The organism is Aeromicrobium ginsengisoli, assembly GCF_004134905.2.
Classification (GTDB): Bacteria; Actinomycetota; Actinomycetes; order Propionibacteriales; family Nocardioidaceae; genus Aeromicrobium; species Aeromicrobium ginsengisoli.
The window spans coordinates 673,354-692,192 of sequence record NZ_SDPQ02000002.1 but is presented as its reverse complement, the minus strand read 5'-3'; the positions used below and the strand labels follow the sequence as shown (position 1 = coordinate 692,192).

Annotated in this window: 15 protein-coding genes; 6 read left to right on the top strand and 9 right to left on the bottom strand. The window is 69.2% G+C overall.

Annotated features, from left to right (window positions below):
• Window positions 1-3 precede the first annotated feature (3 nt).
• Window positions 4-1,500: a polysaccharide deacetylase family protein gene (locus ESP70_RS10285; protein WP_188110576.1), complete on the top strand. Its 1,497-nt coding sequence runs from the start codon at window positions 4-6 to the stop codon at window positions 1,498-1,500.
• Window positions 1,497-2,759, top strand: coding sequence for a glycosyltransferase family 4 protein (locus ESP70_RS10280; RefSeq protein WP_149689174.1), 1,263 nt, complete (start codon window positions 1,497-1,499; stop codon window positions 2,757-2,759). The genes ESP70_RS10285 and ESP70_RS10280 overlap by 4 nt, the downstream gene beginning before the upstream one ends.
• Here the strand turns inward: ESP70_RS10280 and ESP70_RS10275 are convergent.
• From ESP70_RS10275 to ESP70_RS10240, 8 genes are read right to left on the bottom strand one after another with little or no spacing between them, the layout of a single operon-like run.
• Window positions 2,707-3,684, bottom strand: coding sequence for a hypothetical protein (locus tag ESP70_RS10275; RefSeq protein ID WP_149689173.1), 978 nt, complete (start codon window positions 3,682-3,684; stop codon window positions 2,707-2,709). The genes ESP70_RS10280 and ESP70_RS10275 overlap by 53 nt on opposite strands.
• Entirely contained in the window at window positions 3,684-5,186 is a 1,503-nt protein-coding gene (locus ESP70_RS10270) for a hypothetical protein (RefSeq protein WP_149689172.1), read from the bottom strand. The genes ESP70_RS10275 and ESP70_RS10270 overlap by 1 nt, the downstream gene beginning before the upstream one ends.
• Window positions 5,183-6,658, bottom strand: coding sequence for a hypothetical protein (locus tag ESP70_RS10265; protein ID WP_149689171.1), 1,476 nt, complete (start codon window positions 6,656-6,658; stop codon window positions 5,183-5,185). Before ESP70_RS10265 ends, ESP70_RS10270 begins: the two co-directional genes overlap by 4 nt.
• The gene (gene murJ / locus ESP70_RS10260) at window positions 6,655-8,274 is read right to left on the bottom strand and encodes a murein biosynthesis integral membrane protein MurJ (RefSeq protein ID WP_149689170.1); all 1,620 of its coding nucleotides are present in this window, start codon (window positions 8,272-8,274) and stop codon (window positions 6,655-6,657) included. Before murJ ends, ESP70_RS10265 begins: the two co-directional genes overlap by 4 nt.
• Window positions 8,271-8,954, bottom strand: a complete 684-nt coding sequence (locus ESP70_RS10255; RefSeq protein ID WP_246161996.1) for a sugar transferase — start codon at window positions 8,952-8,954, stop codon at window positions 8,271-8,273. Before ESP70_RS10255 ends, murJ begins: the two co-directional genes overlap by 4 nt.
• On the bottom strand, window positions 8,951-9,595 hold the full coding sequence (locus tag ESP70_RS20550) for an acyltransferase (RefSeq protein WP_149689169.1): 645 nt from the start codon (window positions 9,593-9,595) through the stop codon (window positions 8,951-8,953). The genes ESP70_RS10255 and ESP70_RS20550 overlap by 4 nt, the downstream gene beginning before the upstream one ends.
• Entirely contained in the window at window positions 9,576-10,763 is a 1,188-nt protein-coding gene (locus tag ESP70_RS10245; RefSeq protein WP_149689168.1) for a DegT/DnrJ/EryC1/StrS family aminotransferase, read from the bottom strand. The genes ESP70_RS20550 and ESP70_RS10245 overlap by 20 nt, the downstream gene beginning before the upstream one ends.
• On the bottom strand, window positions 10,760-11,869 hold the full coding sequence (locus ESP70_RS10240) for a Gfo/Idh/MocA family protein (protein WP_149689167.1): 1,110 nt from the start codon (window positions 11,867-11,869) through the stop codon (window positions 10,760-10,762). The genes ESP70_RS10245 and ESP70_RS10240 overlap by 4 nt, the downstream gene beginning before the upstream one ends.
• Before the next feature lie 460 nt (window positions 11,870-12,329).
• On the opposite strand from ESP70_RS10240, the gene ESP70_RS10235 reads away from it, so the two are divergent.
• The 3 genes from ESP70_RS10235 to ESP70_RS10225 all read left to right on the top strand — a co-directional run bounded on the left by ESP70_RS10235 (window position 12,330) and on the right by ESP70_RS10225 (window position 16,568).
• Window positions 12,330-15,035: a LuxR family transcriptional regulator gene (locus ESP70_RS10235; RefSeq protein WP_149689166.1), complete on the top strand. Its 2,706-nt coding sequence runs from the start codon at window positions 12,330-12,332 to the stop codon at window positions 15,033-15,035.
• A gap of 296 nt (window positions 15,036-15,331) precedes the next feature.
• Window positions 15,332-15,538, top strand: a complete 207-nt coding sequence (locus ESP70_RS10230) for a BldC family transcriptional regulator (RefSeq protein ID WP_056398375.1) — start codon at window positions 15,332-15,334, stop codon at window positions 15,536-15,538.
• Between the two features lie 25 nt (window positions 15,539-15,563).
• A complete protein-coding gene (locus ESP70_RS10225) occupies window positions 15,564-16,568 on the top strand; it encodes an endonuclease/exonuclease/phosphatase family protein (protein ID WP_149689165.1) in 1,005 nt (334 codons plus the stop codon).
• Window positions 16,569-16,576: 8 nt separating this feature from the next.
• On the opposite strand, the gene ESP70_RS10220 is transcribed toward ESP70_RS10225, so the two are convergent.
• Entirely contained in the window at window positions 16,577-17,533 is a 957-nt protein-coding gene (locus ESP70_RS10220) for a helix-turn-helix transcriptional regulator (protein ID WP_149689164.1), read from the bottom strand.
• Between the two features lie 62 nt (window positions 17,534-17,595).
• On the opposite strand from ESP70_RS10220, the gene ESP70_RS10215 reads away from it, so the two are divergent.
• Window positions 17,596-18,744 (top strand): epoxide hydrolase family protein, encoded by a 1,149-nt coding sequence (locus ESP70_RS10215; protein ID WP_149689163.1) that lies wholly within the window; start codon window positions 17,596-17,598, stop codon window positions 18,742-18,744.
• Window positions 18,745-18,839 lie beyond the last annotated feature (95 nt).

Genomic DNA, 18,839 nt, shown 5'->3' with positions numbered 1-18,839 from the left:
CACATGTTCACGTCATCGGCCCCGTTCGCGTTCGCCGACTACCTGCGGATCCCCATCACGGTGGACCGCACGATGCGCCGCGTGCTGCCCCGTCACGTCGGCGCCCTGCACGCCACGTCGTCACCTTTGGGGCCAAGACTGCTCTGGGCCCGCTCCGAGGACGGCCGGCACGTGCCCGGCACCCGCACGGGGCACCACACGCTCGCCGGCATCGATCTCGTGTGCCCGGTCTTCACCGGGACACCCGAGGAGATCGGATGTCGTCGATGGACCGGGGGTGAGGGGTGGCGGCCCCTCACCCCCGTCCAGAACCTTCACGGTAACGCCGTGGCGCAGGTCTGGACCAACGATCAGGGCAGCCTGTTCCTCCCGTTCGATCCGGGAGAGGCGATGTCGTGGCTGTGGTCGGAGCGATACACGACGCTGGGCCGGGCAGGTCTGCACAGCCGGCTCCGTCACACCGCGGTCAGGCTCTACTACGCGATCAGACCGCTGCTGCCCCGCAAGCTCCAGCTCCGCCTTCGCCGCGGCCACGCCGCCCGGCAGACCTACCCGGACTTCCCCGGATGGCCCGAGGAGCACGCGCTCCACGACCTCTACGACTGGCTCCTGCAGCGGCTCGAGGATATTGCCGGAGAGCCCGTTCCCTACGTTCACCCGTGGCCGAACGGCCACACCTCGGCGTTCGTGCTGACGCACGACGTCGAGACCGCGGCGGGGCGGGACGCCATCGAGGCGCTGCGCGGACCGGAGCGGGTCCGCGGCCTGCGGTCGTCGTGGAACCTGGTGCCCGAGCGCTACGAGGTTGCCGAGGAGTTGCTCGACGGCTTGCGCTCCGAGGGCTGCGAGATCGGCGTGCACGGGCTGCGCCACGACGGTCGCGACCTGGCATCGAAGCGCATGCTGCGCAAGCGGCTTCCGGCCATCCGGGCGTGGGCGGACCGGTGGGGTGCCGTCGGCTTCCGGTCACCGGCCACCCAGCGATCGTGGGACCTGATGCCCTTGCTGGGGTTCGACTACGACTCGTCGTACACCGACAGCGCTCCCCACGAGCCGCGCCCGGGCGGCTGCTGCACCTATCTGCCGTTCTTCATCGACAACCTGGTCGAGCTCCCGCTGACGCTGCCGCAGGATCACACCTTGTTCGACATCCTCGGCATGACCGACGGGTCTGTGTGGCGTTCCAAGGTCGAGGCCCTCCGGGCTCGGGGCGGCATGGTGTTGATGATCGCCCACCCGGACTATGTCGACTGCCCGGGGATGCTGCCGGCGTGGGAGGCACTGCTGGACCAGCTCTGCGCCGACTCCGGTGCGTGGCACGCGCTTCCTCGAGAAGTCGCCGCGTGGTGGCGCCGGCGAGCGGAGTCGACACCGGTGAGGACCGTCGGTGGCTGGGCCGTGCGTGGCCCTGCCGCCGGCGAGGCCGTGGTCGCGTGGTCGTCACCAGTGGTCGATCGACCGACCGAGCACAGTCACCGACGCGTCAGCGGCTGGGCATGACGGACGTCGGCGGCGCCCACGTCGCCGTGGTCGTGCAGAACGTGTCGCTCGCCGAGGACAACCGCCTGTGCAAGCAGGTCGAGGCGCTCTGCTCGGCGGGACACCGGGTCTCGGTCATCACCCGCCGGGCGGACGCCAACGAGCCGTGGCGAAGCCATCCGGGCCTGACACTGATCGAGTACCGGGCACCGGTCGACGGCGCATCAACGATGGGCCATGTTCGCGAGTACGCGACCTCGTTGTGGCGGCAGATTCCCCGGCTCGTCCGGCTGCATCGACGCGATCGCATCGACGTCCTGCAGATCTGCCAACCTCCCGATCTCTACTTCCCCGTGACGGCTCTGGCTCGCCGGCTCGGCGTGAAGGTGCTGCTCGACCAACGCGACCTGATGCCGGAGGTCTTCGCGCAGAGGTATTCCTCCCCACCCGCGCGGGCGCTGCGGGTGCTGCACTGGCTGGAGACCCGCACCCAGGCCAACGTCGACGCGAGCGTGACCGTCAATGACCACTTGCGCGAGCGGTTGATCGCCGCCGGCGGCGCTCCTGAACGCATCCACGTGGTCCGCAACGGACCCGTGCTGGCACGGCTCGGCCGCGCCCGCGAGGCCACTCCCCTCCCGATCGCCTCGCGGGTGCGGTCCTTCTCCTCGGTCGTGACGTGGGCCGGCAAGATGGGTCGCCAGGACCGGGTCGACGACGTGGTGCGGGTGGCCCAGCTCGTCGTCCGCGAGTGGGGACGCGACGACGTCGGCTTCATGCTGATCGGCAACGGCGAGTGCCTCGACGAGCTGCGGCTCATGGTCGACGAGCTCGGCCTCGGCGACAACGTCTGGTTCCCCGGCTGGCTCGGCGAGGTGGACCTCTATCGCCATCTCGCGGCAGCCGATGTCGGCATCGACACGTCCTTGCAGCCGGAGGTCACCCCGGTGAAGGCGATGGAGTACCTCGGCGTCGGACTGCCACTGGTGGCGTACGACGTGCAGGAGACCCGGCGGCTGGCCGAGGGCGCCGGGATCCTGGTCACGCCCGGCGACACCGAGACGCTGGCCCGCGAGGTGGTCGGCCTGCTCGACGACTCGACGGAGCGCGCCAGGCTCGGTCGGGTGGGCAGCGAACGGATCCAGCTCCACCTCGCCTGGGAACGCCAGTGCGAGGTCTACCTGGACACCGTCGCCGGGCTGATCGGTGAGCGCCTGCAGAAGGTGCCTACTCCGCGAAGCTCGGCTGCAGCCAGACCCGGTCGTCCATCAGGGACTTGACCCGAGCCGCGTACTCACGGGCCGCCGGGATCTCCCAGTCACCCGCGTACCAGACTCCGACGCATCCCCACAGGTCTCCCCGCTCGAAGCCGTCGCGGTTGCTCAGCCAGACGATCCAGCCCTCCATGCACCCCCGCAGGTGCGCGGCGGCGTAGTCCAGCGCGAAGGCCGTCGAGTCACGGTTGAAGGGGAACGTCCCGTTCTGGTTCTTCGCCATCGGACCCCAGTCCGGGTCCTGCCACGACATGACCCCGATGATCGAGAACGTCCTCGGGCAGATCCCCTCGCCGTAGTCGCGGCTGTAGTCGTGGCCGAACCGGTTCACCTCGGCGCAGAACGTCCGGGAGGCCGGTGTCGCCTTCTCCACCGTGTCGCCGCAGCCCCGCTTCTCGACACAGCTGCCGTCGGCCTCGTGCAGGCCTTGGTACCACGTCGACTCCGCGGCTGCCATCGCCCTGAGCACGTTGTCGGAGATCCCCCACTTGCAGGCCGCCCACTGGATGTTCTCGTCCGTCGTCCCGGTGTGCTGCCCACTCACCCGTGCCAGCAGCCAGGTGTTGTAGCGGGCCGCGTACGTCTCTCCGTTGCCCCGGGGCCGCGACGTCAACGACTCGCGGACCGCGGCGCGGTCGGGCTCGGTGCGGTTTGGCTTGGCATTGCTCGGCCGCGGCTCCCACGGCGAGCGATGGACCTCCCGGGCGCACTCCGCGTCCGACGGCAGGCTCTTCCACGCGCCGGCCGGTTTCGTCTTGAAGTATCCGTCCGGATCGGGGGCCAGCGTCGCGTACGGGGGATCTCTCCGGTCCGAGGCCACCGTGGCGTCCCGGATGCTGACGGCCAGCAGCGCGATGAGGGCGGCAAGCAGCAGCAGCCCGACGAGGACGGCCCACAGCCGGCCCTTTCCTGCGGACGCCTGCGCCGACATCACGACGCCACAGAGCTCGTCGGTTCTCCACTGGGTTTGGGCTTGGGGCGACGAGCGACATCTGCGGACCGGTCGGCCTTGGCGACCCCCGAGCCGGCAGCCAGGGTGCCGTTCTTCTCCTTCCAGACGGGCAGAACCGCCGTCGCACTCGACCGGCGGTCGGGTGACGGCTCAGGATCCATCGCCGGCGGCGCTATGCGGAACACGACCTTCCTCAGCTGACGGGAGGCCCATTCCCGGACCGACGAGTGCTGGCGGCGTTTGCGCCCACCTCGCGGGGTGATCACGAGGCCCATCATCTTCTCGGCGCAGTGATCGAGCGCCTGCACGGCCGTGGCCAACGACTTGCGTGATCCACGCCCCAGTGCGACGACGAGCAGGATCTTGTCGACCCGCAGGGCGATCCCAGCGCTGGACCAGGCCGGGGGGCCGTCGATGACGATCAGTGCCTCCGGCAGGCGGTGATGAAGCTCTGGCAGCAGGTTCGTCAGCCTCGCCGCGGCGAGTCCGGCGCTGTCCCACTCGGCCACGGAGACGAGATGCAGTCCCTCCTGCTCGGCCGGCCGCGTGTCGGGCCACACGTCTCGCTGGGCCCGAGCGTTCTTGTGCTCGGGAGCGCGTTCACGGGACATCCGTGTGACCACCTCGTCGTCCGCGGTCACCAGCACGACGACCCGCCCCATCCGCGCCAGGGCGACCGCCGTCGTCGCGGCGACCGCCGTGCTGCCGCAGTCGGCCGCAGCCCCGGTCACCAGCAAGCAGGACCTGGGCCCGTCCTCGACCTGCCCCAGCACCCGTGCGGCCAGCGAGGTGACCTGTGAGCGGCCCGCCAGGAAGCGCGGATGCCGGTCGATCGACGTACGCGGCAGGGGCGGCGTCACGACCAGCGCATCCAGGCCCGCGCATCGCTCGGCGTCGGCGACCGTGCGGATCCGGCCACGCACCCGGTCCCAGGCCCGCGCCACGGCGAAACCGACCAGGAGGCCGGCGATGACCGCCGCGCCCAGGATCACCGGGTAGTTGGTCCCCACCGGTGAGGACGGCCGTTCCGGAGGGCTGACGAGGCTCGCGACCGGATTCTTGCCGTCCTCCGGGTTGCGGGCCCGCAGGTAGGAGTCGACGAGGCCCTTGGCTCCGGTCAGCGCCGCCGCTGGGGTGTTGTCGGTGTACGACATCACCAGGATCTTGGTGTCCACGGGGACCGTCACCGACAGGTGCTCCGCTGCCTCCTTGGACGTGATGCCGAGCTTGGCGGCGGCGTTGCCGACCACGTCGGCGGAGGTCGCCACGCGCTGCTCGGTCGGCATCGACGGCTCGATGTAGTTGCCGCTCGGTGTGAGCGTCGGGTCGATCAAGATCTCAGCGGTGGCCGAGTACTGCGGCGTGGTCCGGGTGCCGAGGACCGCGACGCCGACGGCCAGGCCGACGGTCACGATCATGACCCAGGCGTACAGACGGAACATGCCCGTCTCGCGGTCACTCGGAAGTGTCGATGCCTTCACGATCCTGCTCCTTGACTAGTTCGATGCTGTTGTCGCCGGTTCTTCTGGACGACCTGGTGTCCGCAGGCGGACAGGGCCAGCAGACCGAACAACGCGTCGGCCGAGCCGCGATAGGTGATGTGCGGGTCGAAGATCATGAGCACGACGCACGAGACCAGACCCGTGTAGGCGGCCAAGGCTGCGACGGCCGACGGGGTCGCCAGCAGGCGCGCGGGCGGCCCGGTGGCCTTGAGGCTCCGCCACACGAACCAGCAGAACGCGGCGAACAGCGGCAGCCCACCGCCCCAGAGCAGCCACAGGTAGCCGCTCTCGATCCAGATGAAGCCGAACGCTCCCTCGTCGACCGGCACGCGCGCTGCGGGCCTGACCCCGACCAGGAAGTTGCTGCCGTCGACGATCTGTGGCCAGAAGTACGTCGTCAGGTTGTGGTAGCGCACCAACCAGCTCGTCGGCATGCCGTGCAGCGACGAGAAGTCCGCGATACGCGGCGCTATGGTCGGCCACAGTCCCGCCACCGCCACCGGCAGGGCCAGGACCGACCACCTGAGCAGATCGAGCCGGCGCAGCCGGACCGCCACGCACACGAGGGCGATCACGAGGCCGAGTGCGCTGGAGAACTCAGCGGCCGAGAACACGGCCACGACGAAGACCAGCGTCATCGGAGCGAGGCACCAGGCGAGGGCCGGCTTGCGGTAGAGCATGCCCAGGGCGATCACCAGGTTGAGCACCATGAGGTCCGCCGTCGCGGCGGGCAGGCCGACCGTTGAGCCGGCGCGGGCCGACGAGACGACATCGGTGTAGCCGAACGGGGCGAACAGGGGCTCGAGCAGCGCGCGGACGCCCAGCAGGTCGAGCGACTGCAGGATGCCAATGACCCCCACCAGCACGCCGGCGATCATCGACACCCACAGGGCGATCGTGACCTCGCGTTGGCTGCGGACGGTGAGCCGCACGACCACGTACAGGAGCAGGAACTTCCACATCACCACGGCGTACGTCAGGTCGTCCATCTCCAACGGCCGGCCGCGAGCGACCATGAAGACGATCGGGATCAGTGACGAGGCGATCGCGAACCACACAAACGCCCGGGACACCGAGTCGAGGCGCAGGTCGCGCAGACGCCACGGCCGGCCCTGCAACACAGCCCGCATGCACAGGACCCCCACGAGGAAGAGCGTCAGGGCCTCATTGACCCGCATCTGGGGAACCAGCCGGCCACGGTCGATCCCGACGACCAAGGGAGTGATCCCGATGATCGCGTACGCCGCGACCGCCGGCTGCCGCCAGACAGCCGCGGCCAGGGCACCGCCGACCAGCAGCCCGAGGCATGCCACGGGTGCCCTCACCGCGAGCAGACCTGCTCCGGCCGCGGCGATGACACCCACCACGAGGACGGCGCAGGCTCGACGCCGATCGGACCGGTCGGCCCGAGCCAGGAGCGACGCGAAGTCGTCGGCGATGAGGGCGCTCATGCCGGGCTCGCTTCTGGAACGACTCGGCCGCGCGCTCCGTCGCGCAGCCACGTCAGCTCCATCGATCCGAGCGATCGGTGGACTCCGAGATAGACCACGGCACCGGCGAGCGTGCCAGCGGCACTGGCCGTCAGCAGACCGGCCGTCCCGGGCACCATGGCCATCGCGACGGCAGCCACGGTCAACGCGACCGCCGCCATCGTGAGGCTGGCAAAGCAGGTGCGGGCCACCGAGGGCAGCAAACGGTCCGTCGCCGGGGCGAGCTCGCGACGCACCCGGAGCGACAGGTCGACGCCGCCGACCACCGAGGCAACCGCCAAGGCGCCGCCCAGGGCGGAGATCAACGCGCGACCATCGACGAAGGAGGCCGGCACGACGAGTGCCACGCACACGCCGGCCTGCAGCATCATCGACCGCAGGGGCGAGCTCGCGTCCCCCCGGGCGTATGCCGCCTGGGTCGAGATCACGAACAGTGTCTCGCCGATGAGCCCGAGCGCGAGAGCGCTCAGCGACCCGGCCACCATGGCGACGCCGGCATCGGTGGACATCTGCCCGGCCGCGACGATGTTCGCCAAGGGAACCGCGAGCACGAGGTAGCCCAGAGCGGCCGGAATCATCAGGAACAGCGCCAGCCCGAGGGCGCGTTGATAGGCGTCAGCGAACGCGGTCGCGTCCCGTTCACTGGTCATCCTGGACAGCCTCGGCAGCAGCGCCAGGCCTACGGGGGCGGCCGCGATGGCGAGTGGCAGGTGGTAGAAGCTGAGGGACATCTGGAGGGCCACCGTGCCGCCTGCCACGTGCCCGGCCACGACGAGCAGCAGGAGGATCTGGGCGGCCAGCAGACCGGCCTGGGCCATCGACGAGACCGCCCGGCGTACGACCTTTCGGACGTCGGGATCCCGCCAGCCGGCTCGCGGCAGCAGCATCACACCGCACCGGCGTGCGCCCCACCACTGGACGCCCGCGTGCACGACCACGGCGAGGGTGGATCCGCCGCCGATCAGCAGTACGGCACCCGCCGGCACCGGCCCGTCCCCCGGATCCGCGTACAGCGCGCCGGCCAGGACCAGGACCGCGATCACGCCGAGGTTCTCCAGCGCGGGTGCTGCAGCGGCGAGCAGATAGCGGCGCCGCGCGTACATCACGGCGGTGGCCGATGCGACCATCGCGTAGCAGAAGACCTGCGGGATAGCGAGCACGGCCAGGGCCAGCGTGGACTGCCCGTTCGGGAGGAACATCGGCACTGCGATGACGGCCACCGGGGCCGCGACCACGAGGATCGACCACTCGACGCCGAGGAAGCCGCCCGCGACCCGTCCGGTCTCGTCGCCGTCGCCGGCGTCGATGTGCCGCACGAGCGCGGGAACCAGCAGTGACGACAGCAAGGACCCGGCCAGGAAGCCGTAGAAGACAAGGTTCGGCAGCACGTTCGTCAGCTGGTACGAGTTGCCGAAGTACGTCGGCCCGAGGACGGCGCCGATCACGATGACCCGTGCCAGCCCCGTGACCCTGCTGATCATGGTCCAGACCGCGACCGTCATCGTGTCCCGCGCCGCACCGGCACCCATGGAGAGGTCGTCCGAGGCGAACGGCGGAGCGTCCACGACGCGGCTCATCGAGCGCCTCCGCGCAGCATCGTCAGCGGGGTGACGAGCAGGATCCTCAGGTCGGTCCACAACGCAGGCCTCGTGACGTACTCCACGTCAAGGCGCAATCCGTCGAGCATCGTGAGCCGGTTCCGGCCGCTGATCTGCCACAGACCGGTCAGCCCGGGTCGCACGAGGAAACGGGACGAGGCCGAGGCCGGGAACAGCTCGACCTCCCACGGCAGGGCGGGACGCGGTCCGACCAAGGACATGTCGCCCCGCAGCACGTTGACCAGCTGGGGCAGCTCATCGATGCTGGTGCGCCGGAGGATGCGTCCCACCCGCGTCACGCGCGGGTCGTTGTCCAGCTTGTAGAGTCCGTCGCGCGACCGCGGGTCGTCACCGGACATCATCTGTCGCACGAAGGCCTCGTGCGCCTCGTGCGAGCAGTCCCGCACCATGGTCCGGAACTTCAGCAGGACGAAGGGTCGCTGCAGCGCTCCGACCCGGACCTGGCGGAAGACCGCGCCGCCCGGACTGGTCGCACGCACCGCGACGAAGGCCAGCACCATCACGGGTGCCAGCACGAGCAGCAGGACCGATGCCATCACGACGTCGAAGGTCCGCTTGCCCGCGTACTGGCGCACCTCGTGCCGTGGCTGTCGGCGCGATCGCGGCGGACGCACATGCTCAGCCAGCCACGCGTTCACGGCACCGGTTCCTCGTCGGAGGCGGCAGCGCGCTTGCGGAGGGAGAAGCGGTGGCCAGCGGGACGTACGGCACCGTCGACGCGATCCTCGACCGGCACCAGGTCCTCGACCCTTCCGCGGACCCGTGCCGGGTTGCCGAACGCCACCGCCCCGGCTTCCACGTCGCGGGTCACGACCGAGCCGGCGCCGATGATCGCGCCGTCCCCGATCCGTACGAAGGGCAGGACTGTCACGTTCACACCGAGCTGGGCACCCGCACCGATGAACGGTCCGGACATCACCTCGCGCGAGCTCTCCTGACCCGGGTAGAGGTCGTTCGCGATGCTCACCCCGGGCGCGAGGAAGGCGCCGTCGCCGATCTCGGTGTACTGAGCCACGTAGCAGTTGCAGTGGATCTTCACACCGTCACCGATCACCGTGCCGTAGTCGATCACGGTGTTGCTCCAGATCGACACGTCGTCGCCGAGCTCGCAGTCCTCACGGATCACGACGTTGTGGCCGGTCTCCAGCCGCTCGCCGATGCTGCACCCGCTGTACACGACGGTTCCGCAGCGCAGGAAGCCCCGACCCCATGGGCCGTAGGCCGCGCCATCCTCCTCGGCGAGGTAGACCTGCCGGGGCTCACTCTCCGGGCCGGTCACCGAAAGGCTCCAGGTCGGCGGTGATGTGGGAGAGCGCTTCGCAGACGCGCAGCACGTCGGTGTCGGGCAGGCTCGGATACATCGGCAGGGACAGGATCTGTCCGGCCAGAGTCTCCACGTTCGGCAGCTCACCAGGAGACCAGTGCAGGTACGGCTCCAGCTGGTGGCACGGCGTCGGGTAGTGGATGCCGGAGCCGATGCCGAGGGCGGCCAGCTCGGCCCGCACGCGGTCTCGATCCGGGACCCTGACCACCATCAGGTGGTACGCACTGTGGGAGTGCTCGAGCTGACGCAGCGGCACAGCCGTCGAAGGAAGCTCCTCTGCGTAGAGCCGCGCCACGCGGTGACGATCCGCGTTCCAGTGGTCGAGGTGCCGCAGCTTGGCGGACAGCGTCACGGCCTGAACCGTGTCGAGCCGGCTGTTGGTCCCGATGCGGACATGGTTGTAGTGCCGGTCCTCAGCGCCTCCGGGCCGCCCGTGGTCGCGCATCGAGCGGATGCGCTCGGCGATGCCCTCGTCCGAGGTGACCACGGCTCCGGCATCGCCGAACGCCCCGAGGTTCTTGCCCGGGTAGAAGCTGAAGCAGCCGACAGCACCGAAGCTCCCCGCCCGGATGCCGCGCCACGTGGCCCCATGGGCCTGGGCGGCGTCCTCGATCAGCACCAGACCGTGCTGGGTCGCACACCTGCCGAGAGCATCCATGTCGGTGAGCTGGCCGAACAGGTGGACCGCGATGATCGCCCGGGTCCGGTCGGACACGGCTGCCTCGACCTCGGCAGCGCCCATCAGCCCGGTGTCCAGGGCGACGTCGACGAACCGCGGGGTTGCGCCGACGAGCACGATGGCCTCCACCGTGGCGACGAACGTGTTCGCCGGCACGATGATCTCGTCGCCCGGGCCGAGCTCGAGGGCACGCAGCGCCAGGACCAAGGCATCGGTTCCGTTGCCGACCCCGACGGCGTACTCGGTGCCGCAGTATTCCGCCCACTCGTCCTCGAACGTCTTGACCTCTTCGCCGCCGACGAAACGGTTGGAGGCGATCACCTTCTCCCAACCCACCCGCACCTCGGTGGCGACCACCGCAGTCGTGGTGCCGAGGTCCAGGAACGGCACCGAGCCGAACGGTGGGACCGGAATCGGTGCCATCGCCGCCACTCCCGCGCTCATCCGGCCGCCTCCCCGTGGGAGGCCCCGCTCAGGAGGTCCGACGCCGAGCCGGCCAGCGACGGTACAGGCGTACGCGCCCCTGCGCACTGAGGAAGGCGTACGGCGACCCCTTCGGACATGGCGCGTTGCGCTGCCTCCAGCACCCGGACCACCTCGAGCCCGCTCTCACCATCCGTGAGCGGCCGCAAGCCGGTCTGCACGCAGTCCATGAAGTGCTCGTCCTCGACTCGCAGCGGCTCGTTCATCTCGAGGTAGGGCGAGACGATGTCGCCGTGCCGGTAGGACATCGGGACCGCCGTGAGGTCGGCGCCGTCGCTCATCGCGGTGACGCCCTTGTCGTGCACCTTGACGCGCTGCTCGGCCTTGAGGTCGTCGAAGACGACCATCTTGTTGCTGCCGACCATCGTGACCTGGCGGATCTTCTTCGGGTTCAGCCAGCTGACGTGCACGTTGGCGAACACGCCGGGGTCGTCGTAGTACAGCCTCAGCTGCGCGACATCCTCGAGCCGGGGGTGCGCGTTGCGCGCTCCCCAGCACTCGACCATCGACGGCGAGGAGCCGAGCACGTAGTTCAGGATCGAGATGTCGTGCGGGGCCAGGTCGAAGACCACGTTGACGTCGCGTTGGTACAGACCGAGGTTGAGCCTGGCCGTGTCGAGGTAGTAGAGGTCCCCGAGGTCGCCGCGCTGCACCATCGAACGCAGCTCCCACACGGCCGAGTGATACTCGAAGGTGTGACCCACCATCAGGGTCACGCCCTGCTTCTCGGCGGCCGTCACCATGGCCTCGCACTCCGTGACGGTGGGCGCCAAGGGCTTCTCGACCAGCACATGAACGCCGTGCGCGATGGCCTCCAGCGCGAGAGGGGCATGCAGCGTCGGCGGCACTGCGATCACCACCGCGTCGAGCTGTCCCAGCGCATCGCTGAGCGTGCTGTACTCGTCGACCCGCGGATAGACGCGGGTCACGGCGCTGCGTCGTTCGGCGCTGGGATCGATCACGCACACGCGTGACACCGCTTCCAGCGAGAGGAGGGTCCGTACGTGCTTCGAACCCCAGTATCCGCATCCGACGACTCCGACCCGGAGTCCTTGCTCTGCCTTCATCACTCACTCGCATTCTCGCGGCGAGCGGCCTGGCGGAGCCGTCTCATGACTTGCTGACATCGCTACTTCACTACGCGGACCGGCTGTCCGCAATGGCACGAACGGTGGATCCGCAAGCGCCGAATTCGCACATCGTGCACGCTTCGCAAAACGGTGCTGGTTCGGTATCCGCAGTCGCAGGCCTCCAACAGTTCGGATTCGTGCGATTCCCGGAGGGTCAAATACATGAAAATCCACCGCCATCAAAGGGCGTGGGTCATGATGACGTCACGAAAGGGGAGATGTTGCGTCTCTCACACGTGCGTATTTGACTTCAAGGACGCACCATCAGTTCCTGCCGCGGCACCACCGTGAGGAACCACGAGAACGGAAACCAGATGTACTCATTCACAGACGCACGCGAGCCGGCCACAGCCGGGGGCGTGGAAGTGGGGGATCACGGTGTGAGGAGCGACGACGGATGGAGTCGATCAGTCGAGCTGACGCACACACGACACTAGCTACCCTGCACGAGTCCGCCGAGGAGAGCGCCCTGCTCCTGATCGGTGAGCACGGCAGCGGCAAGAGTCACCTGTTGGCGGCCGCCCATGCGATGCCGACGGCCCCGACCGTCCTGGTCCGGGTCCATCCGGAGGAGTGGCGGTTCCCGCTCTCCGGATTCGCCTCACTGTTCGCAGCGCTCAGGCAGGACCCGTCATCCGAGCCGCACCGCTACTTCGCGCTCCGGTCAGAGGATCCCGACGCATTGTTCGCCGCCGGCTACGACCTGTTGTCCTTGATCCGCGGTCTCGACCTCCCCCCCACCGTGGCGCTCATCGACGACCTCGACCGGATGGACAGCGCCAGCCGTGCGGTCCTCGGCACGATCGCATCCCACCTCGCGGGCACGTCTCTCTGGATCGTGGCCACGGCCACCGAGTTCGAGCCGACGGAAGCCACCCCGGGCTTCGAGCCGACCCAGCTGCTCCCGTTCACGGCAGACGAGATCGTCGAGATCACGATGAAGGACCGCGACCTCGACGAGCCGACCGTGTGCATCCTCGCGAAGTACGCCGGGGGAAACCCGCGCGTGCTCGAGGAACAGATCGCCCGGTTGCAGGACGACCAGCTGCACGGCAAGGCCTCCGTCCTCCTGCCGCCCCGCGCGACCCGCACGATCGAGGAAGTGACGGCCAAGGCTCTCGGCAATGTCGGTCCCGCGGGACGCGAGATCCTGCAGCTGGCTGCGTTGGCGCCGCTGTGTCACACCGGCGCGCTCAGCCAGGCCCTGCCCGATGCCGCGGACGACATCGAGGACCTGATCGACGCGGGGCTGCTCAGTCGCCGGGGACCGTACCTCACGTTCACCGATCAACGGCTGCGCAGCCGCTTCTACTGGGACCAGGGCTCCAAGGCACGCCGACAACACCATGCCGCCTTGGCCGAGGTCTGCCACCTCTACGATCAGCACCTGGCGACCTGGCACGAGAGCTCCACGGCCCGCGGCCCGCAAAGCGTCGACGAGCTCCTCAGCGCCGCGATCTCACTGGTCGACGAAGCTCGGATCGGGGCGGCGGTGGAGTTCGCCGAGCGGGCCCTGAACCGCGCCGAGCACGTCGAGAGCCACGCCGGCCTGCTCATCCGGCTGTGCAACCACTTGCTGAGGGACGGTCATCTCATCCTGGCCGACCGCTACAGTGCCCGTGCTCGTGCGGAGACGACCGCGCCCGAGCAGTCGATGGACATCCTCAACATCAGGCTCATGGCCAGGCTCTTCCACAAGAAGCATCTCGTCGACGACGAGCTGTCGACGCTCGCCGACCTGCATGCCCCCGCCAACCGCGAAGGCGCGTGCTCCATGATCTGCCTCGGTGCGGCATTCCGGGCAGAGCGATGGGAGACCGAAGAGGCCCGGCGCCTGGTCGACCATGGCCTGCTCCTCGCCGAAGGCGTGTCGGAGCCGACCCGGCTCAAGCTGCTCGCCATGCGGGACATCGTCGACGGCATGGAAGGCACCGCGATCACCGAAGCGCCTCCCACGGCCGATCTCGACGACTCCTTGACGGCCGACACCGACCTGCTGCTGTTGCGCGCCAGAGCGTTGACGGCCCGCGAGGCCTACACCGATGCGCGGCAGCTGCTGACCGTCGTCCACAACCGCCCGGCGAGCCGCAACGGCCTCCGTCACGACCTGGCGACGTACGGGACGATCCACAACGAGATCAACGCCACCGAGTACCGCCTGGCCCGCGCCGCGATCGACACCTGGCAGGGTCGAGCGCCGTCGCTCACCCGCGGCACATCCGCCTTCGCCTACGCGAAGGCCTGGTACGCGTACTCCCTCGGCCAGGAGGAGGAGGCGGACCATCTCATCGATCGGTGCATCGAGCTCGCCGCGCTCGAGGCCAGCCAAGCACTGCGGGCTCGCGCCATGGCGCTGCGAGGCACTCTGCGCCTCTTGAACGGCGACGCAGAGGCCGCCGTCATGGAGCTGCGGCAGGTCAGCGCGGCTTCCACCAAGTTCCGCAATCCGTCGCTGCTGCGCCACTGGGCCGACTACACCGAGGCCTGCGTCCAGACCGGTCGCGTGCAGGAGGCTGCGGCCACAGTGACGGCCCTGGAACGGCGCCTCTCGTCACACCGGTCGAGGTGGGGAGACCTCGCCCTGCTGCGCTGCCGAGGGCTGGTCGACACCGGACAGCCCTCCCTTGCGCTGCTCGACTCCGCCGTCAAGGAGTTCGGTCGCGACGAGCTGCCGTACGAGCTGGGCCGCACGCTGAGGTGCCTGGCGATCCGCCAGGAGGAGCTCGGCATGACGGTCGAGAGCCGGCGCACACGCATGCTCGCCGCTGCGGCATTCGAGACGGCGGGCGCCGACGCCTGGGCGGTCCGTACCGGCCAGGCCCCGCCGGCCCCGGCAACCGCCGCGACCGGCACCAACGGCGCCCCCGTGCTGGAGCAGCTGAGCGACGACGAACGAGACGTGGCCGTGCGCGTCGTGCAGGGCCTGCGCAACCGCGAGATCGCCCAGGAGCTGTTCGTGTCGGTCCGGACCGTTGAGCTCCGTCTCACCCACATCTACCGCTCACTCGGGGTCCACTCCCGCGCCCAGCTCGTCGCGGTGCTCACGGGTGCCAACGCGCCCGACGCCGGTGCACCTCCGAACGCGGCTCCGCCACCGGCCTGAGACGTTCCGCACGACCGCAGCCTCCGCCCGATGACGGTTAACCACAGGTGCTGCGGATCCCCGCACCCCTCCATTTCCGGCGATTGCGGTCCCCCGTAGGACTTCGGCGATCTGGTGTCGCGCGGTCCCGGACAGATGCATTGTCATCACTATCCCGGCAACACCACAAGGATCGCCCGGGACAGGACACGGCAGGCTCGAAACGACACAGGGGAGTTACTTCATGGCCATCGGTGACCAGACAACAGCAGACTCAGCGGCATCCCGGTACGACTCGCAGCACGGGGGGATCTGAGATGAAGGTGGTCAACTCCCCAGACATGCTGATGCGACCCGCGGAGGTCGCGGCGATATTCGACGTGCACACCAAGACGGTGTGCGAGTGGGCCAACGCGGGAAACCTCACGGTGATCCGGACCATGGGCGGGCACCGGCGCTATCTCCGGGCCGAAGTCATGGCCCTGCGGAACGCGAAGGTCACCCTGCGGCGCTGGAAGGTCTGACCTGTCAACCGCTGGGCATCCGAAGATGGCCAGGCTGATGGGGGGCCTCGTCGTCGCACTGCTGGTCGTCCCCACGCTCGCCATCACGACGGCCAGGCTGCAGCCCGGTGAGACCCTCTGGTGGGTCATCCTTCGCGCTCTGGCACCGGTGGCGATCGTCCCGTACGCACTCGCCGTGATCGTGCTGATCGCGATGTCGTGGGGCTTCCGTACGGTGGCCCGACCAGTCGCCCTCCCGGTGCTGGCGGTGGTCACGTCGCTGCTGCTCCTGCATGTGTGGTGGTTCGTCAAGCCGTTCCTGGCCGATGCCCCGGGTTCGGCCACCGCGAACGGCTTCACCGTCATGACGGCGAACCTGCACATAGGCCGAGCCGACCCCCAGGCCCTGCTCGACGCCGTGGACCGTCAAGGAGTGGACGTCCTGGTCCTCGAGGAGATCACGCCGGCCGCCCTCGCCGACCTGGACAGGCGCGGCCTCGATCGCCGGCTGGGTCATCGGGCCGGTACCGCCCAGCTGAACCGCGACGGGATCATGGTCTTCAGCGACGAGCCGTTGCACGACACCACGGAGATTGCCACCAGCACGCCCGGCGTCGGCGTGAAGATGACCACGAGCGGCGGCCCGGTGCGGATCCTCGCGGTGCACCCCATCGCTCCGAACAACGGCGTCGCACAGTGGTCGCGCGATCTCGATCTCATCCTCGCGACGGCCAAGGCGTCGCACGAGCCGACCGTGGTCGTCGGTGACTTCAACGCGACGCTGGACCATCCCCAGCTCCAGGCCATGATGCGCGCGGACTATCGCGATGCCAGCACCGACGCCGGTCTCCTCTGGCGGCCAACCTGGCCATCGCCGTCGCAGCGTGTCCGGATCGTCGGCATGAAGCTGCCATCGCTCTTCGGACTCGACCACGTCTTCATGCGCGGCCCGCTGACGACCACGGACGCGCACGTGCGGGCAGTGCCGGGCACCGACCATCGCGCGCTCGTGACGCGCATCGCGTGGACCGACGCACCCAGCACGCCGTAGCCGTCGGCTCAGCTCACTGCGTCGCCATAGCGGCGGCTGAGCGCCCGCATCCGCTCGACGAGCTCCGGTGGCTGGTCGACGCGGATGTCCAGGTCGAGCAGGCCGACGTACACCGCCATCGTCGCGACACTGTCGGCTCCGGTGATGAGGACGCAGGTCTCGTCGTCCACCGGCTCGACGATGCCGACAGCCGGATTGATCTTCGCCGAGACCTCGGAGGCAGGGGCCAGCACCGTGATGCGCGCGTGCACGGCCCAGCCCTCGTACGCGACGGCCCGCATGACGTACGCGCTGACGTCGTCCTCGGGCAACGGCTGCGGAGCGAAACGCCGGCCCGTACGCATGCGCAGCACCATCCGGTCCAGCCGGAAGACGCCCCAGGAGTCGGCGTCCGGGTCGCGGCCGAGGAGGTACCACCGCCGCTCCCAGCTGACGAGCCGATAGGGCTCGACGAGACGAGGCTCCCCGTCGTACTCGAACCGCAACCACTCGGTGTCGCGGATCGCCGCCGCCACCGCCGTCAGCACCTCGGGATCGAACCGCGGGTCGGCGTCCGGGATGCCCGCGTCGTCGGCGACCTGGGTCGTGACCTGCGAGAGCGTCGCCACCTGCCGGCGCAGGCGGGCCGGCAGTACCTGCTCGAGCTTGGCGAGCGCGACCGCGCTGCTCTCGGCAACCCGCTCGATCGCGCTCGTCGAGGCGGCCCGCAGACCCAGCACGACCGCGATGGCCTCGTCGTCCTCGAGCAGCAGTGGCGGGAGCGCCGCACCGGCTCCGAGGCGATAGCTGCCGTGCACGCCCCGTTCGGCGTTGACGGGATAACCGAGGTTGCGCAGCCGGTCGATGTCGTTGCGGATCGTGCGGGTCGTGACCTCCAGTCGCGCGGCGAGCTCAGTGCCCGACCACTGCGGCCTGGACTGCAACAAGGAGAGGAGTGCGAGGAGCCTCGCGGACGTGTCGATCATGGCTGAAAATCTATCTCAGAACTAGGAATCAAACGTTCCTATATCGGTTCTACAGTGGATTCATGACCACACAGCGAAGCACCTCATCCGACATCCGTCCCTTCGTCATCGACATCCCGCAGAGCGATCTCGACGACCTCGACAACCGGCTCGCCCGCACCCGCTACCCCGCCGCCGCACCGGGCGACGACTGGACGTACGGCGTGCCGAACCACTACCTCCAGGAGATGGTCGCCCAGTGGCGCGGCGACTTCGACTGGCGCGAGCAGGAGGCGCGGATGAACGCGTTCCCGCACTACCTGACCGACATCGACGGCCAGACGATCCACTTCATCCACGTACCCTCGGCCGAGGCCGGCGCGACTCCCCTGCTGCTGCTCCACACCTACCCCGGATCGTTCGTCGACTTCCTCGACATGATCGGCCCGCTGACGGACCCCGTCGCCCACGGCGGCAAGGCCGAGGACGCGTTCTCGGTCGTCGTCCCGTCCATGCCGGGCTTCGCGTTCAGCACGCCCGTCACGGACCACGGCTGGACCATGGCGAGGGTCGCCCAGACGTACGACGTGCTGATGCGCCGGCTGGGCTATGACTCGTACGGCGCGCACGGCAGTGACGGCGGCGCGATGGTCGCCCGCGAGCTCGGCCTGATGCAGCCCGAGGGGTTCCTGGGCCTGCACGTGCTGCAGCTGTTCTCCTTCCCGTCGGGCGATCCGGCGGAGTTCGAGAAGCTCGAGCCCAAGGACTACGCCGCCCTCGAGCACATGAAGTGGTTCCAGTCCGTCGGCGGCTACAACGCGATCAACGCATCGCGCCCGCAGACCGTCGCCGCGGGGATCTCGGACTCCCCCGTCGGCCAGCTGGCGTGGAACGAGCTGTTCATGTCGTTCGGCAACGGCACGAGCCTGGTCACCCGCGAGCAGATCCTGACCGAGGTGTCGCTCGAGTGGTTCACCAACACGTCGGCGACGGTCGGCCGCTACCACTACTCCGAAGCCCACGCCGAGACGGAGCCTGCTGTCAATCACGCGCCGACCGGTGTCACGGTGTTCGCCGACGACTTCAAGTCGATCCGGACGTTCGCCGACCGCGACAACAGCAACATCGTGCACTGGACCGAGCACGAGACCGGCGGGCACTACGCCTCGCTGGAGCGTCCCGACGTCGTGTCGGCCGACCTGCGGGAGTTCTTCGGCAGCCTCAAGGGCTAGACCCGAAGCAGACAGCACCGCGGCCGGGTCGGCCGCGGTGCTGTCGCTCGGCCGTCGCGCTCTCGACCTGCTCGAAGACGGACTCGGCGCCTCAC

Excerpts from the sequence above, each read along its gene's own strand:
- ESP70_RS10220 (WP_149689164.1), bottom strand. The coding sequence starts at position 17,533 with ATGATCGACACGTCCGCGAGGCTCCTCGCACTCCTCTCCTTGTTGCAG.
- murJ (WP_149689170.1), bottom strand. The coding sequence starts at position 8,274 with ATGAGCCGCGTCGTGGACGCTCCGCCGTTCGCCTCGGACGACCTCTCC.
- ESP70_RS10230 (WP_056398375.1), top strand. The coding sequence starts at position 15,332 with ATGAAGGTGGTCAACTCCCCAGACATGCTGATGCGACCCGCGGAGGTC.
- ESP70_RS10225 (WP_149689165.1), top strand. The coding sequence starts at position 15,564 with ATGGCCAGGCTGATGGGGGGCCTCGTCGTCGCACTGCTGGTCGTCCCC.
- ESP70_RS10265 (WP_149689171.1), bottom strand. The coding sequence starts at position 6,658 with ATGAGCGCCCTCATCGCCGACGACTTCGCGTCGCTCCTGGCTCGGGCC.
- ESP70_RS10215 (WP_149689163.1), top strand. The coding sequence starts at position 17,596 with ATGACCACACAGCGAAGCACCTCATCCGACATCCGTCCCTTCGTCATC.
- ESP70_RS10285 (WP_188110576.1), top strand. The coding sequence starts at position 4 with ATGTTCACGTCATCGGCCCCGTTCGCGTTCGCCGACTACCTGCGGATC.
- ESP70_RS10245 (WP_149689168.1), bottom strand. The coding sequence starts at position 10,763 with ATGAGCGCGGGAGTGGCGGCGATGGCACCGATTCCGGTCCCACCGTTC.
- ESP70_RS10280 (WP_149689174.1), top strand. The coding sequence starts at position 1,497 with ATGACGGACGTCGGCGGCGCCCACGTCGCCGTGGTCGTGCAGAACGTG.
- ESP70_RS10235 (WP_149689166.1), top strand. The coding sequence starts at position 12,330 with ATGGAGTCGATCAGTCGAGCTGACGCACACACGACACTAGCTACCCTG.
- ESP70_RS10275 (WP_149689173.1), bottom strand. The coding sequence starts at position 3,684 with ATGTCGGCGCAGGCGTCCGCAGGAAAGGGCCGGCTGTGGGCCGTCCTC.
- ESP70_RS10240 (WP_149689167.1), bottom strand. The coding sequence starts at position 11,869 with ATGAAGGCAGAGCAAGGACTCCGGGTCGGAGTCGTCGGATGCGGATAC.